General features: G+C 35.9%; 14 protein-coding genes. 4 read left to right on the forward strand and 10 right to left on the reverse strand.

What is annotated here, in order from left to right:
* Positions 1 to 11 precede the first annotated feature (11 nt).
* A complete protein-coding gene (locus VCM44_RS00135) occupies positions 12 to 443 on the forward strand; it encodes a FliG C-terminal domain-containing protein (RefSeq protein WP_114706199.1) in 432 nt (143 codons plus the stop codon).
* On the opposite strand, the gene VCM44_RS00140 is transcribed toward VCM44_RS00135, so the two are convergent.
* The 7 genes from VCM44_RS00140 to glmU all read right to left on the reverse strand — a co-directional run bounded on the left by VCM44_RS00140 (position 438) and on the right by glmU (position 9959).
* The gene (locus tag VCM44_RS00140; protein WP_114706198.1) at positions 438 to 815 is read right to left on the reverse strand and encodes a hypothetical protein; all 378 of its coding nucleotides are present in this window, start codon (positions 813 to 815) and stop codon (positions 438 to 440) included. The two genes, VCM44_RS00135 and VCM44_RS00140, sit on opposite strands and share 6 nt — an antisense overlap.
* Positions 808 to 1251: a Crp/Fnr family transcriptional regulator gene (locus VCM44_RS00145; protein WP_114706197.1), complete on the reverse strand. Its 444-nt coding sequence runs from the start codon at positions 1249 to 1251 to the stop codon at positions 808 to 810. The genes VCM44_RS00140 and VCM44_RS00145 overlap by 8 nt, the downstream gene beginning before the upstream one ends.
* A complete protein-coding gene (locus tag VCM44_RS00150) occupies positions 1232 to 2140 on the reverse strand; it encodes a Ppx/GppA phosphatase family protein (protein ID WP_334677708.1) in 909 nt (302 codons plus the stop codon). The genes VCM44_RS00145 and VCM44_RS00150 overlap by 20 nt, the downstream gene beginning before the upstream one ends.
* A complete protein-coding gene (locus tag VCM44_RS00155; RefSeq protein WP_334677709.1) occupies positions 2137 to 4386 on the reverse strand; it encodes a hypothetical protein in 2250 nt (749 codons plus the stop codon). Before VCM44_RS00155 ends, VCM44_RS00150 begins: the two co-directional genes overlap by 4 nt.
* Positions 4387 to 4403: 17 nt before the next feature.
* Positions 4404 to 6641 (reverse strand): ATP-dependent helicase, encoded by a 2238-nt coding sequence (locus VCM44_RS00160; RefSeq protein WP_334677710.1) that lies wholly within the window; start codon positions 6639 to 6641, stop codon positions 4404 to 4406.
* 18 nt (positions 6642 to 6659) lie between these two features.
* Positions 6660 to 8489, reverse strand: a complete 1830-nt coding sequence (gene glmS / locus VCM44_RS00165; protein WP_334677712.1) for a glutamine--fructose-6-phosphate transaminase (isomerizing) — start codon at positions 8487 to 8489, stop codon at positions 6660 to 6662.
* An 81-nt stretch (positions 8490 to 8570) separates the two neighbouring features.
* Positions 8571 to 9959 carry a bifunctional UDP-N-acetylglucosamine diphosphorylase/glucosamine-1-phosphate N-acetyltransferase GlmU gene (gene glmU / locus VCM44_RS00170; RefSeq protein ID WP_120404063.1) on the reverse strand — a complete coding sequence of 463 codons (1389 nt, stop codon included), beginning with the start codon at positions 9957 to 9959 and terminating at the stop codon, positions 8571 to 8573.
* Positions 9960 to 10165: 206 nt separating this feature from the next.
* Here glmU and lon point away from each other — a divergent pair, with 206 nt between their 5' ends.
* From lon to VCM44_RS00185, 3 genes are all read left to right on the forward strand, one after another.
* A complete protein-coding gene (gene lon / locus VCM44_RS00175; protein WP_114706191.1) occupies positions 10166 to 12589 on the forward strand; it encodes an endopeptidase La in 2424 nt (807 codons plus the stop codon).
* A 61-nt stretch (positions 12590 to 12650) separates the two neighbouring features.
* Positions 12651 to 13046, forward strand: coding sequence for a response regulator (locus VCM44_RS00180; protein ID WP_114706190.1), 396 nt, complete (start codon positions 12651 to 12653; stop codon positions 13044 to 13046).
* Between the two features lie 30 nt (positions 13047 to 13076).
* Entirely contained in the window at positions 13077 to 13403 is a 327-nt protein-coding gene (locus VCM44_RS00185) for a hypothetical protein (RefSeq protein WP_133296892.1), read from the forward strand.
* 2 nt (positions 13404 to 13405) lie between these two features.
* Here the strand turns inward: VCM44_RS00185 and VCM44_RS00190 are convergent, their stop codons facing one another.
* From VCM44_RS00190 to VCM44_RS00200, 3 genes are all read right to left on the reverse strand, one after another.
* A complete protein-coding gene (locus VCM44_RS00190) occupies positions 13406 to 13618 on the reverse strand; it encodes a hypothetical protein (RefSeq protein WP_114706188.1) in 213 nt (70 codons plus the stop codon).
* Between the two features lie 147 nt (positions 13619 to 13765).
* Complete coding sequence (locus tag VCM44_RS00195; protein ID WP_334677713.1) at positions 13766 to 14836, reverse strand: PQQ-dependent sugar dehydrogenase; 1071 nt, start codon at positions 14834 to 14836, stop codon at positions 13766 to 13768.
* Positions 14837 to 14881: 45 nt separating this feature from the next.
* Positions 14882 to 16246 (reverse strand): aldehyde dehydrogenase family protein, encoded by a 1365-nt coding sequence (locus tag VCM44_RS00200; RefSeq protein WP_334677714.1) that lies wholly within the window; start codon positions 16244 to 16246, stop codon positions 14882 to 14884.
* Between the last annotated feature and the right edge of the window lie 44 nt (positions 16247 to 16290).

Consider the following 16290-nt stretch of genomic DNA (forward strand, 5'->3'; position numbering starts at 1 on the left):
AAGGAAACTAAATGGAAGCTAGCAAAGAAAATGGTGGAGTATTCATTAACGGTAAAGCTCAAATTATTGAAATGCTCAAATTTATGGGAGCAGAAGAAAGGGCAACGTTACTTAAAAATATCCAGATGAGAAACCCTACGCTGGCCAAAGAGCTATATGCTGAAAGTATCACATTCAATACTATTTACTCATTGGATGATATTGATTTAGCACAAGTCCTAAAGTTTATTAAGGCCCCTATTCTAGGTGTTGCACTTAAAGAGTGTGAAAAAACATTTCAGAAGAAAATTCTTACACTTCTTCCAAGAGAAAGTGCTGAAGAGGCATACTCTTACCTTGTAAAGAATCTTGGTGGAAACGAAACAAGAGATATTCAAAGGGCCAGAAAAAGAGTTACTGATACAATTGTTGCTCTTAATAACCGTGGAAGGCTTAGCCTATAAATCACACTTATAATTAATTTTTCGATCATCAATACGGGGACAATTTTTAAGGTTGTCCTCGAATTTCTCTCTTAATTCACTCGTATTTAATTGTAGCTCCAACAACTCGATTTGAAGAAAAATTCCATCTTCACTAAGTTGCTCTAAACATTTTGCCTTAACAGAATACTCACAATCAGCAGGGTTTACTTTGGCCAGGGTTTCAAGTGCTTTTTTAAGACGATTCGAATCCCCTGCTTTCTCTTTTATCCAAGTATCGATATCATCACGGATACCATTACTATTTTGATCAACACCACCTTGCCAATTAGTCTCTTCTTGCTGACAGCCTAAAAGAAAGACGAATAAAATTCCAATTATAAACTTATGCATTCATTAACTTCCTAAACTTGGCCTCTGCTTCATCATCAAAAGAAAAATCACTACTTTTAGCAGTATCAAAAATCTTATGTTCAGCAAGAATATTTACAGCGCTATCTAAACGATCAATAGTCGTATTAATAATTTTCTTAAGCCATAACTCATTATTATCGATAATTTTTGCAACCTCACTTATCGGAATAGGCATAAGTTCCACCTGACCAACAGTAAAGGCTGACTCATCATATACACCGCGATTTATTCCACCTGAAACTCCAAGAAAGTCACCATTTTTATGAATTCCAGTTGGAACAAGACGTCCATTATGATCTTTTACAGTGACAACTGTACCAGACTTCACAAGAACAATATAATCCGCTTTTTGCCCTTCTTTAAAAATCAAAGACTCGGCCTCTAAAGTTGATAATTCATACGAGGTAAGTTTCATCTATTGCTCCAGAAATGGCCGTTCCATAACGTAGGCCGTAAGTTGAAAATTTTATTTCTTTTGGATTGATCTTATTTAAGATTGTTTGAGAACAAATCGCTCCAGATTGAATTGTCTTAGACCTTTTACCTAAGAAAGAAAACTGCTTTCCTAGTGCCTTTGCATCAACCAGTTGTATACGATCCACACTCTCATTAAAGTCAGCAAGTGCTAGTGAGAAATTATTAATTGCATCGTTTGAAAATTCATTGGCCCCAGAAAACATAAGAGCTAAGCTAGTTAATGTTCCCGCTACTCCAATAACATCGTAACCACTATAATCTTCAACATTATATTTTTCGAAAATAGCATCAAGGTTCTTTTTAAGTTCCCCGTCTTTGATCCAATCATCAACTCGTACTGATCCAATTGGCAGTGAAACTGTTTTTAATATTTCAAAAGGTTTTGGCTTAATAAGTATTAACTCACTTGAAGCTCCACCCACATCTAAGATAAGTTGTACCTTCGATTTTGATTTCATCATTTCATTTATTCCAAATGCAGTGTAATAAGCCTCACCTTCACCAGAAATAATTTGAATCTCTAAACCTAATTCTCTTTTTACTCTTGAGAAAAATTCTTGCGCATTTTTGGCAACTCGAGAGGCCTCTGTTGCAGTAACGATTATTTTTTCGCAACCAATAGACTTACATTTATCTTTATATTCACTTAAGGCACGGAATGTATCTTCCATAGATTTATCTTGGAACACACCATTTTTATCCAGTCCTCTACCAAGTGCCGTAATCGTTGAAACTTCTTCAACGACTTCTTTCGTCTTTGTATTTAAAACTAATAGAAGAGTTGAATTTGAACCAATATCAATTGATCCAATTAAATTTTTACTCATTGAAATAAACCTTTAAATAATTCTTTTACTTTCTTTTTGTTCTTTTTAAGAATCTTATCTGATTCTTTCTTTAATAAATTCTTACCTGCATATTCAGCAAGCTTCTTTACTGTATATTCGTAATCATTTCTTAATTGGTAACCAACTCCTTCTAAACGAAAAGGAATACTAGATGTACCATAATCTCTTTCAAGATCATGCTTCAAATCTGGTTTATTAATCACAACTTCTCCAAGTAATTCACCAGTCGTTTTAAAGTCTATCTTTCCTTTACCTCTTAGAACGTAAAGGCCATCATCAACAATGACACGGTACTCTTGAATTTGATGAAGACGATCATCAAAACGTCCTTTAAATGATATCTCATTTATTTTCCCATCTATTTGGAAATCCTTTTTGGCTATTTTTTCAACTTTTGAAAATAAACTGGTTAAGACCTTTGTCAGGTTTATTTTATTAAGTTTTGCTTCTTTAACTCTTAAATTAACATTAAAGTCGTATTCCTGGTCCTTAGTCTTTCCATCAATAGCACCACTTGCGCTTCCTTCTATTGAATCAATTATATTTTCAGGGATAAAGAGTGCAGCGCTTGAAATATCAACGTTCTTAAATGAGCTTTTGACTTGTGAAGTTTTTGAATTCTCTTTTATTTGAGAATCATAACTCAGCATCAAGGGAGCAATTCCAAGTTTTAACTTATTAGATCTGATCTTTAATTGTTTCCTATTAACACTAAGAGAAATTTGCCCATTTATAGGTGACTCTCCTAAGATTACATTTGAGAATCGAACTTTGGACTTTAGTGGAAATTGAGTAAAAATTTCTCCTTCAGTATTGGATAGTGACTTTTTACTACTTGTCTCACCACTCTCATCTTTATCTGTCTCGGAGCTTTTCTTTTCTTCCTCTCTTGGCGTGCTTTGTATCTGTGTAGGAATAACAACATCTTTTAAATGAACGTTTACAATAGATGTTTTTAAATAATCAAAACGATCAACTCCAAGTACATATGGTGTTGACTGGCCTATTTTTGCACTTCCCTCTAAAGCTTTGACCTCAATTGCAGAACGAATCTGCTTATTATTAAGATTATTTTTTACATCTAATTTCAAAGGGATATTATATGCAACGACATTTCCATTTATTGAAGTTGTAATATTTGGATTGAGCTTATTATTTTGACTGCTTAATTTTCCTTCAACCTTAAGTCTTCCATCATTAATTAAAATGTCGAGAGTCGTTAAATCGATAAAGTAAGAGATAAAGTTTTTTAAATCTGTATCGAGATTTAGATTATGTAAAAATAGTCTTCCATTTTTTAAGTCATAATCAAGTTTAGATTTCATAAATTGCTGCTCTTCAAGTGCAACAGCTAATTCCGATGATAACTGCTTATCTTTTAGGCCACCATTAATCGTTAAAAGTATTTTATTTAAAGGCTTAATAAATAGATTCGACTTTATATTTGTAATCGAGGCTTCGGCATTAAAGTCTAATTTCTTTTCTGTAAGCCACTTATCAAGCTTCGACTCCCCTAAGATTGCCAGATTAAAAGACATTGCATTTTGCTTATCTTTTAACAGGTCAAAACGAGACTTGAGCTCGAACGTTGTTGTCGTATTTAGACCGACATCTCTAAGAGCAAAACGATTAATAATAACTTCACCGTGATCACCATCCCTAAGAGCATAGTTTGCCTTAATATCATTGATATTTAAGTTGATACTTGCATTTGCAAAGAAGCCTAATGCTCCAAACGAGTCATTATTATCCTTACTTTCTTCTTTTGATGAAGCTTTATTGCTTGCTTTATCTTCTGTTCCAAATTTAACAACTTCTTTTTTCTCTAAAGAGTTTTCCCAATTGGAGCCCTTTTTAAATTCAATATAGCTGACTTCTGGTTTGTTAATGTTAATGGAAATCGTTCCATAACCTAAAAGCATCGTCCAAAAAGGAACTTCAACTTGTAGATTATCAAATGAACTTAAAGGAAGCTTTCTTCCAGCATGAGGGTAAAGTATTTCTACTTTTCTAATATTTACCTTAGAAGTTACTCCTAGCGAGTAATCAAGAGATTGCGTAAAAACTTGTGCATTAGGAAGGGCCTTTTGTAATTGTTCAGTAAAGACTTGCCTAATAGCATCTGGTTTCAAGTTTCTCTTTGCCACAAAGAGAATAATCGCTGCAAATAATACAGCGGCTCCTAAAAATAAAAAAATTATTTTTAATGGTGACTTAGTTTTCACATACCCTCCAATGGTATTTAGATTAAAGTCAACGGTGCGAACTTTGCCATAAACTTCTTCTGTGCACCATCATTAAACTTAATTGTTACTTTTTCATCCCCACTTGGCCCAATACAATCTAAAACAGTACCTTCACCATAGAGAGAGTGAACAATTTTTGATCCTTTTGGATAAGTGGCCTTCTTTTCTTGCATTTTTTTTGATGCCGATGAATCCACTCGATAAACCGGCTCATCATCATAAACAGGATCACATAGATCATCCCAATCATCTTTTTCATTGGCCTGGGTTCCACCACCAATTTTTCTCCAAGTATAGTATTTGTTTGGGATCTCTTGGATAAAGCGACTAAAACCATTAAACCTTAGCTGACCAAAAAGCATACGCCCTTGAGCAAATGTAATATACAAATGTTTCATGGCACGAGTCATGGCAACATAAAAAAGTCTACGCTCTTCTTCAATTGCAGCCTCTCCATTTTCCATTGATTGGTAACTAGGAAATACAGTCTCTTCGACTCCTGTAACAAAGACGTATTCAAATTCAAGACCTTTGGCCCCGTGAATAGTCATTAAAGAAACTTCCCCCTGATTCTCTTCTTCTTTTCCAACGACAGAGTTATCTAGAGTAATCGTTTCAAGAAAAGTACCAAAGCGACTTTCTGGGTTCTGGTCTTCAAATTGAGTAAAAGCACTACCTAGTTCTTCAAGGTTCTCCATTCTCGCCTGAGACTCATAATCTTTTGACGCTCTTAGCATCTCCCAATATCCCGACTCGTAGAGAAGTTTTTCATATACTGTTTCAAGTGGTTCACCTTGATCATGAGCTATCTTAGCTTCAGTAATTAGGTGAACAAATTGTGACATTGAGGACTTAACACGAGATGATAGACGAATATGTTTAAAATCTTCAGGGTTATCAACAATTCTATTAACAACTTCCCAAAGAGAGCTATCTGTCTTGATTGCTTCTTCTTCTATTTTCCTTAAGGTTGTTGCACCAATACCACGTGTTGGTACGTTTATAATACGACTTAAAGCAAGCGAGTCCTTATCATTAACAAGTAGCCTAATATAAGCAATAAGATCCTTAATCTCTTTTCTTTCATAGAATTTGATTCCACCAACAACTCGGTATGGAATATTAGATTTTCTTAAAGCATCTTCAATCTGGCGAGACTGAGAATTAGTACGATAAAAAACAGACATTTCATCATAACTAGCTCCATGCTCATTATGAAGATTAATGATTTCTTCTGAAACAAAGTCTGCTTCTTCACGATCACTAGAACATTCAATTATGTCGATAGAGTCTCCTTCCGGATTATCTGTCCACATACTCTTTCCCTTACGCTGGGTATTTCGGGAAATAACTGCTCCAGCTGCTTCAATAATATTCTTTGAAGAACGATAGTTTTGTTCAAGCTTTAGAATTTGAGCATCGCTATAGACTTCTTCAAAGTCTAAAATATTTCTAATATCTGCTCCACGCCAAGAGTAGATCGATTGATCCTCATCTCCAACGACACAAATATTTCGCCTTTTCTTTGCAAGCTTTGTCACAAGATCAAATTGCGCGCGGTTTGTATCCTGATACTCATCCACTAAGATATAACGAAAACGATCCTGATAGCGCTCAAGAACTTCAGGAAATTTTTCAAAGAGCTGAATAACTCCACCAATTAAACCACCAAAGTCAGTCGCATTGGCCTTATGAAGCTCTTTCTCATAATCAAGATACATGTCATAGAAGATGTCATCATCCTCAACTTCATAATCTTTATCTGAAATATCTCTATCTGGATAATGACCGTGATTTTTCAAGTCCTCAATGAAGTACATTACTTCAAATGGAGATGTTTCTTTTTGAGAGATACCACGGCGATTTAGAATTGCTTTAACCACGCTCTTTTGTTCGGCCGTATCGTAAATTGTAAAATTACGACTTAGTCCTAAGTAATTGGCCTCTGCTCTTAGAAGTCTTGCACAAAAAGAGTGAAATGTTGTTACTTGAAGTGCCCCAACATCACAACTAACATCGCGGCCGACACGGTCACGCATTTCCTTTGCTGCTTTATTTGAGAAAGTTAAGGCCAATAATTGAAAGGGAGAAATATTCTTCTCTTCTAAAAGATACGCTATCTTCGTTACTAGAGTTCTCGTCTTTCCAGACCCTGCACCAGCAAGGATCATCATTGGGCCATCAATCTCTTTAACAGCTTGTCGTTGTTGAATATTGAGGTGATCTAACTTCATTCAAATTCCTATTTCGTCTTACTCAACTGTAACTGACTTCGCCAGGTTTCTTGGCTTATCAATATCTGTACCTAAATTTTTAGCAATGTAATAAGCTAACAGTTGGTTTACAACATTTACATATAAAGGAGCTAGGTCTCCTAGTCCTTCAAAATCTAATTCAATATAATGGTCTGATACTTCTTTAAGCTCGTAACGATTCTTAGGACCAATTGAAACAATAAGCCCTTTACGTGCTTTAATCTCTTGAATATTTGAAACCGTTTTTTCAAATAATTCTTCACCCACGAGAGCAACATTTACTTTCTCTTCATCAATAAGAGCGATTGGCCCGTGCTTTAACTCACCAGAGGCGTAGCCTTCAGCATGTACGTATGCGATTTCTTTAAGCTTAAGTGCCCCTTCCATAGCGATTGGAAAATATGCTCCACGACCAGTATAGAAAAATCCCTTATGCTTATAGATTGCATCCGCAACATCTTTAATTGGTTTTGTATTATCAAGTAATTGCTCAACTCTCTCAGCTAATAAGCTGTATCGAGAAGCTAAAGTATTTCTTAGTTCATCATCAATTCCACCATTCGCTAGAACTTCAGAAAGAGTCTTTCCTGTAAGAACTTGTTGAGTGAATGCTTTTGTTGAAGCAACACCAATTTCAACACCTGCACGAATCATAAGGTTTACATCACAATCACGATATAGAGTTGAACCTTCTGTATTAACAATAGAAAGTGACTTAAGGCCCTTCTCCTTACACATTGATTGGGCAGCAAGAGTATCTGCCGTCTCCCCTGATTGAGAGATAAACATCGCTAACTCTTCTTTATCTAGTATTGGATTTCGGTAACGAAACTCACTAGCAATGTCAGCAAAGCAGCGAACGCGGTTTTTTGATTCAATATAGTCTTTAATTACTAAGCCTGCATAAAAGGCCGTACCACAGGCAGAGATATTAACTGCTTTCATAGGAAGCTTTGTCGCTTCTTCTAAGCTTTCTTTCCCTTCACCTTGAAAATAATATTGAGTAAGTGAGCGGATTAGTTCAGGCTGCTCATAGATTTCCTTAAGCATATAGTGTTCAAAGTCACCTTTAGAAGCTGGATCATGATCGATCGTTTGCTCTTTAGACATATAGCGATGACATTTTTCACCACTAAGCTCATAGAAGTTTAGTAGTTGATTATTTTTAACACTTAAATGACAAAGAACACCGTCTTCTGGAAAATAGATACGTGTTGCCATACCAGCAAGAGCATAAGGGTCACTTGAAACAAAAACTTCCGAGTTTACTTCATTACTCCCACATACCAGAGGTGCACCTTTTTTAATGGCAAAGATTTCATCTGTTTCGCGGTTTAAAACAACAAATGCAGAGAAGCCTTCAATTCTTTCAAATGATTTTACAATCGCCTCGCGAATTGGAGTTCCCTGGCGTTTATGATAAATAAGAAGTCCTAAAAATGTTTCAGAGTCAGTTTCAGATTCAAAATAGATTCCTTGACCTTTAAGTTCTTCACGAATTTCAGATGCATTTTCAATGATTCCATTGTGAACCATAGCAATACCATCTTTCGTAGAAACGTGAGGGTGAGCATTGTAATCGGTTACTCCACCATGAGTGGCCCAACGTGTATGACCAATGCAAGATCTGGCATGGATATCCTTACCTTCAAGCTCTGCTTCAAGATTTTGAATTTTTCCTTCTTTCTTATAAACGAGTAGTTCATTATTTTGGTTAATAAAACTAACTCCAGCCGAGTCATACCCGCGATATTCTAGTCTTCTAAGTCCTTCTAGAACAACGTCAACTGAATTTGATGGCCCTAAATGCCCAACAATTCCGCACATAGTCACTTCCTTATATGTTTAAAACAATACTAATTAGGAAAAGATACCATTTTGCAGGCGAAATTAAAATTTTTGGATGACTTATTTATCTGTTTTTTTCTTAATGAAACGCTTTGCCATGCCTTCTTTCGTCTCTTGACGCCCTCTAGCAATAGCAAAAGATCCATCAGGCATACTTTTATTGATCGTTGAGCCTGACGCAACATAGCACTCTTTGCCAATTTCAATAGGAGCAATCATTTGTGTATCAGAGCCGATGAATGAACCATCACCGATAATTGTCTTATTCTTATTGGCCCCATCATAATTACAAGTAATGAATCCACAGCCAATATTTACACCATCACCAATTTCAGCATCTCCGACATAACTTAGATGAGACACAGCGGACTTCTTACCAATATTTGACTTCTTTACTTCAACAAAATTTCCAAGCTTTGCCCCTTCACCAATATTACTTCCAGGTCTAAGTTGTGCCATTGGTCCAATTGAAGCACCTTTTGAGACCTTTGAGTCAGTAATATATGAATTGGCCTTAATAATGGCACCGTCTTCAATAATTGAATTCTTTATTGTCACGCCTTGTTCGATAATAACATTCTTACCGATTACTGTTTTGTCATCGATAAAAGCATTTTGAAATAGATGTGTTCCTTGACCAATATTTTTTGAATAACAATATGTATGAGAAGGATCTGTAAAGCGCACTCCTGCTTCTAGCATTAAGTAGCGAGCAATTGAGCGTCTTAAATAAATATCCGCTTGAGAAAGTTGAATAAGGTTATTTACTCCTAGAAACTCACGGGGCTCTTCAAATAATAAAGGTGTAACATTTGCTTCCGGAGAAAATGTATCAGTTAAATAGAATTCACCTGATTTATTATCATCAGATAAATTAAAAATATGATCCATTAAATAAAGTGTTTTAAAGATATAAAGACCAGAGTTAACTTCATCAATTTGTCTTTGATCATCATTTGCATCTTTTTCTTCGACAATTTGAAAACCTGTTCCCTTGCGAATGATTCGGCCATAGCCAGTTGGGTTATCTGCCGTAAAAGTTGCACATACTGCATTTGAGCCTTTTTCAATCTCTTCAATTAATGAACTAACTGTTTCTTTTGTGATTAAAGGAGTATCTGCACAAGTTACAATTGTATAATCATAACCTCGAGAGTTTTCAAAGTCCTTCAAGTAAGTCTGTACAGCATGGCCAGTACCTAATTGTTCCTTCTGATATACATAGTTAATATTTTCAAATTTCTTATTAACATGTTCTTCAACAAGTTCACGTTGATGGCCCGTTACTAATGTGATGTCACCAAAGTCTTTAAATGTATCGATTACATAATCTACTAATGTGTTTTCGTGAAGTGGCGCTAGTGGTTTTGGGATGTCCATCTTAAGTCTCGTTCCCTTACCTGCAGCAAGAACAACAATTGCAACTTTTTTTGATGAATTATCTGACATATTTAATCTCCTAATAACCGACTATAACGGTCCACTTACTCTTTATGGAATTACAACACATTAACTAAATCATAGCAAAAAAATCAGTTAAAAAACTCAAAAAAATCACGCATTTTCGCTCTTTTTATTAAAGAGTTTTTTTTATTGCCCGATGTTATTTAAGAACATATTGCCTATATTGCGCCGACCTGTTGGAGGAAAGATTTATGGTTACAAATTACGAGGGTGAGAACATTGAGTTTAAGGAAGAATTGGCCCTCTTACCAATCCGAGACTTAGTTATTTATCCATTTATGATTTTACCTCTATTTGTTGGTAGAGAAGCATCAATCAAAGCTATTGACCATGCTATTAATCATTCAGATAGATTAATATTATTATCAAGCCAAAAAGACATCGTTGCAGAACATCCAGCCCCTGAAGAAATTTATGAGCTAGGAACAGTTGCCATGATCATGAGAATGAGAAAGCTGCCTGATGGACGTATTAAAATTTTAGTACAAGGTCTATCTAAAGCGAGAATTACTTCTTTTGAACAACAGTCTCCTTTTTATGTTACAAAAGTTGAGAAAGTTGAAGATGTTATCGCTGATAATGCAAATATTGCAACAACTGCTCTTATGAGAACAATTAAAGAGCAGCTTGAGAAAGTTATCCAACTTGGAAAAGTTCTTTCTCCAGATATTCTAATGGTACTAGAAGATATTACAGATCCTTCTAGACTTGCAGACCTTATTGCATCAAATCTAAACCTCCATGTTTCAGAAGCTCAAACAATTCTCGAAACACTAGATCCAGTTGATCGCCTACATGCAATCAACGACATTCTAAATCGTGAATTAGAGATTCTAATGATGCAACAAAAGATGAAGAACAATACTTCATCTGAATCAACAAACCAAAGAGATGTTTTCCTTAAAGAACAGATCAAGGCAATAAAGTCAGAACTTGGTGATGGGCAATCACAAGAACAAGATGAATTCGCAGAGTTTAAAAGAAGAATTGATGAAGCGGGTATGCCAGAAGATGTTTTAAAAGAAACAATGAAGCAATTCACTAGACTCGAAAAGATGCACCCAGATTCATCAGAAGCTAGCATCATGAGAAATTATATTGAGTGGATGTGTGATCTTCCATGGAATAAAAAGTCGCAAGAGCACATTGATCTTAATGCAGCTCTGGATATTCTAGACGAAGACCACTTTGAGCTAACTAAAATCAAAGAAAGAATTCTTGAGCACCTAGCAGTTAGACAACTTAAAGGTGATGATATGAAAGGGCCAATCCTATGTTTCCAAGGTCCTCCTGGTGTTGGTAAAACATCACTTGGGAAGTCAATTGCTCGTGCAACAGGAAGAGAGTTTGTTAGAATTTCTCTTGGTGGTGTAAAAGATGAAGCTGAAATCAGAGGTCATAGAAGAACTTACGTTGGAGCAATGCCAGGTCGTTTTATTCAAGCGATGAAGCAAGCAAAAACTAATAACCCTGTGGTTCTACTTGATGAGATTGATAAATTATCAGGTGACTACAAAGGTGATCCTTCAGCAGCACTTCTTGAAGTACTTGATCCTGAACAAAATGTTGAGTTTAGAGATCATTACTTAAATGTACCATTTGATCTTTCAAATTGTATGTTTATTGCTACTTCAAATATGCTTGAAAATATTCCTGGTCCACTTAGAGATCGTATGGAAGTTATTAACCTTTCAGGTTATACAAGAGAAGAAAAAGTTGAAATCTCTAAGAGATACATCATCCCTAAGCAAATGGATGAGAACGGTATTAACGATGAGCACGTTGTCTTTACTGATGAAGGTGTAGAAAGTGTAATTGAGCACTATACTTCAGAAGCAGGTCTACGTAATCTTGAAAGAAGAATCGGAACTCTTTGTCGAAAAGTTGCAATGAGAATTGCAAAAGGCGAAATGGCAAAAACACATATCGTAAAAGATACTGTTGTTAAATACCTAGGTCCACCTATCTTTGTAAAAGAAGATCATAAAGAAGATGATGAAGTTGGTGTATCAACAGGACTAGCTTGGACATCTCATGGTGGTGAAGTTCTCTACATTGAGACAACTAAGATGAAAGGACAAGGTCTTACTCTTACGGGTCAACTTGGTGACGTAATGAAAGAGTCAGCAAAAACGGCAATTAACTACATCCGTTCTCGTGCACTTTATATGGGAATTGATGAGGATATTTTTGAAAACCATGAATTTCATGTTCACTTACCAGCTGGTGCAACTCCAAAAGATGGACCAAGTGCCGGTATCACACTAGCAACAGCACTTGTATCTAATTGCACAGGTGTTCCAGTAAGTCGTGATGTAGCAATGACTGGTGAGATTACTCTTACAGGAAAAGTTCTTCCAATTGGTGGCCTAAAAGAAAAGGCCCTAGCTGCTCTTAGAATGGGGATTTCTACAGTAGTTATTCCATGGGGTAATAAAAAGGACTTAGTAGATATTCCAGAGAACCTAAGAGAGAAAATCAACTTTGTACCTGTTAAAACTATTGATGAAGTACTCGATATAGCTCTTGTCGGATGGCATGAGTACAAAAAAGAGGTTCATCAAAAAACAGAGAAAAAACATCAAGAAAAAACAATGGCCTCAGAGGCTGCATAGAAAAGAGGGCCTAACTGGCCCTCTTTTTTTTTAAGTAAGTATCACTTAAAATGAGAGATGTATGGAAAAAACAGATCTAAAAATAATGATTGTGGATGACTCAGAGATGGCAAGAACATCAACAAAAGATATTCTTGAGCAAGAAGGTTATGAGGTCGTTGCCACTGTAGGAAATGCTCAAGAGGCCCTTAAATTGTCTTTTGAATTAAATCCAAACCTCTTCATAATTGATGTCGTTATGCCGCAAGTAAGTGGACTTGAATTGGCAGAGTCAATCGTTAATAACTTTATGGATGCTAAGGTAATTATGATGTCCTCTCTTGATATTGAAACTGTATGTATCGACTCAATATCAACTGGTGCACAAGACTTCTTAGTAAAACCTTTTAAAAAGGAAGATTTACTGAAGTCTGTTGAAAAAATGATGCACGATATGATCCAAGAACAAGCGAGCTAGAAGATGATTCGTTTTGCAATTTATTTTACAGTGAGTTTTTTAATATTGGCCTTTCCTGTAAGTCAGAAAAAAACAGTCTTTGAATCAATCAATAAGCCGCTGCGCCCTTATACAGAAAAGGTTTATTCTACGATTTCTTTTTATTTAAATACAAGCCTATCAGAAGGCAAAGAAATGACAGTTAAGTTATTTAATAACACTGCTAAGAAAGTTGATTATGTAAAAAGAGAATCTTCAGGTGTGACAAAGGAACAAATAAAGAGAGCTGAGGACCTCGACGCTCTTGATGAGTATCAACATGGTGAATACACTGTTGAAGAACGCGAGGCCCTTTTAAAAGTATTACGAGATAATTAAGCTTACTGACTAGTTGCTGAAGAGTTATCACTCTCAATAACACTACCAGCAGATTTCGCAATTAACTCATCTACTTCTTTCATTTTTTGCTTTAAATCTAACCCTCTAGTTAAACAAATTGAATCATCAAAAGTTTCTGTTGGTGTCTCACGTGGTGCAGACAGAACATAACTTGTTAATAGTGATAAAATTGATACTAAAAATAGCTTTTTCATAATACTTCTCCTTTGCTAGTCACTAATATTAATGCATAACATGTGCCAACTTAGGAGGTAGTAATATTAAATACTTACAGACATGAAAGCGTAAAAAAGATAGACATTTTTTCATAGGTGTTCATCTTTTAAACAACTCATAAGTCTCTAGTTTTTAAGTACTTTCAATATCTTTCCAGAATCTGTGGTGAGGTAGATTTCTCCCGCTGGAGAGACCCTTATTTGCCTCATTCTCTCGTCTAAATCCTCTAGATAGACTTCTTGCCTAACCACTTTATCACCCTCTAAAACAAGCCTTCTGAGGTGTTCGCTACCGAGGGCCGCAAGTAAGACATTTCCTTTCCAGTCTTTATATTTCTTACCGTTATATATGGTCATACCAGAAGGAGAAATACTTGGTGTCCAATAGACAATTGGTTGCTCCATACCGGCCTTTTTTTCCTCGCCTATACTAGGTCCCCAGTATTCTTTACCGTAGGTAATGATTGGCCATCCATAATTGAGCCCAGGCTTGATTAGGTTTAACTCATCTCCACCACGAGGACCAAATTCACAGCTAAAAATTCTCTTATTAGCATCCATAAAGATCCCTTGAGGATTGCGATGCCCATAGCTCCAAATCTCTTTTAATGCGCCCTTTGTTTTTTCAAAAGGATTTCCTTTAGCAGGAGTTCCGTCGAGATTTAACCTAAGGATCTTACCGTTGTGATAATTAAGTTTTTGAGCATAATCCCTTTCACCTCGATCACCAACAGTCATAAATAAATGGTTATCTTTGAACTGTAAACGTGAACCAAAATGTCTTGAAGTATCACTATATACCTTAGTTTCAAGTAGTACTTCTGGGCGAGATAAACTCTTATCCTTGTACTGCGCTCTAGCAAGAATCGTCGCAACCGTTTTACCGACCTTTCCAGAATAGGTGTAATAAGCATAAGTTTTTTCACCGATATTCTTAATGACGATATCAAGCATCCCACCTTGCCCTGAAGCAACTACTTTAGGTGCTGTTAAAGACTTCGTCTCTTTAGTAAGAAAGTTGTGATATTTAATCTTACCTTCTCTTTCGGTGAAAAGAATTTCATTTTCATTAATGAATGTTAAACCCCAGATGATTTCATTAGTTTTAAAAACTTCTTTTGCTTTAACATTGGACTTAGCAAAGGAGTAGAACGGATTTAACAAAGTGATAAAAATAAGGAATGCTAGATTTTTCATAAGAAAATTCTAGCATGCGATTTCCAATAAATAAGTAAAATAAATTTAACTGATTAAGTTCATCAACTTTCTAATAAATGATTCTTTCTTACTATATGGTGGATAGCGTAAGTCATTTTCTAAGAAAAAGGCCCTATTCATAACAGACTTGCGATGAGAGAAGAGTTCAAAAGAATGCTCCCCATGGTAAGCTCCCATTCCTGACTCACCAACACCTCCAAATGGAAGTTGGTCATTTGACAGATGAATGATCGTATCATTAATTACCATACCACCACTGCTAATTTCATTGATGACACGATTCTTTTCACTTGTTTTATCAAGAAATGCATAACATGCAAGAGGCTTATCATGTCTTTTTACGTAAGCGATTGCTTCATCAAGATTATCGATATTCACAAGAGGAAGGATTGGTCCAAAAATTTCATCCTGCATAATTTCACTTGATTCATTTGCTTTTAAGAATGTCGGTGAAATATATAAATCGCTCTTATCAACATCTCCACCAATAAGTACGTCATCTTTTTTAACAAGAGCATTTAAACGATCAAAGTGTCTTTCATTGATGATGCGTCCATAGTCAGGACTATTCTTAACATTGTCGCCGTAGAATTGGACTAGGTACTTCTTTGCTGAATTAATAAATTCGTCTTGATCCTCTTTGCGTAAAAGAACATAGTCAGGAGCAACACAAGTTTGACCTGCATTGAAGAACTTACCCCAAACAATTCTCTTGGCCGCTAAATCAAGATTCTTAGTTCCAACAATTGCTGGAGACTTACCGCCGAGTTCTAGTGTTAGCGGTGTTAAATTCTTAGCCGCTGCGGCCATGATAATACGACCGACATGGCCATTTCCTGTATAGAAAATATAATCAAATTTTAAATTTAATAACTCAGTTGTTTCATCAACACCACCTTCAACAACAGCAGCGATCTCGCTATCAAGGGCACTTGATATGAGTTCATTTAAGATGCTAGAAGTATTGGGTGCAACCTCAGAAGGCTTTAGAATAACTTTATTACCGGCTGCAATTGCTCCAATCAGAGGAACGATGGCCAATTGAAATGGATAATTCCACGGAGCGATAACTAGAACCTGCCCATAGGGCTCAAAATGAACACGACTTTTAGCAGGCATAAAAGGTAACGGTGAACAAACCCTACGTGGCTTCATCCACTTTTTTAGCTTCTTCTTTACAGTTTTAATTTCGTGTAAACAAAAATCAATCTCAGATAAAAAAGACTCAAATCGAGGCTTTCTCAAATCAGCTTTTAATGCATCTACAATTCTCGGCTCTAAGTCCTTTATCCTCTCTTCTAAGGCTTCCAAGACTGATATGCGATCATTATAACTAAGTTCTTTTCGCCCTTTCTGAGCTGTGTATATCGTTGCTATATTATTGTCCATGGGCCAAGTATACTAAAAAAGCCTAGTTCGTGACTAGGCTTTTT

The organism is Halobacteriovorax sp. DPLXC-1 (assembly GCF_036903125.1).
Taxonomy (GTDB): domain Bacteria; phylum Bdellovibrionota; class Bacteriovoracia; order Bacteriovoracales; family Bacteriovoracaceae; genus Halobacteriovorax_A; species Halobacteriovorax_A vibrionivorans.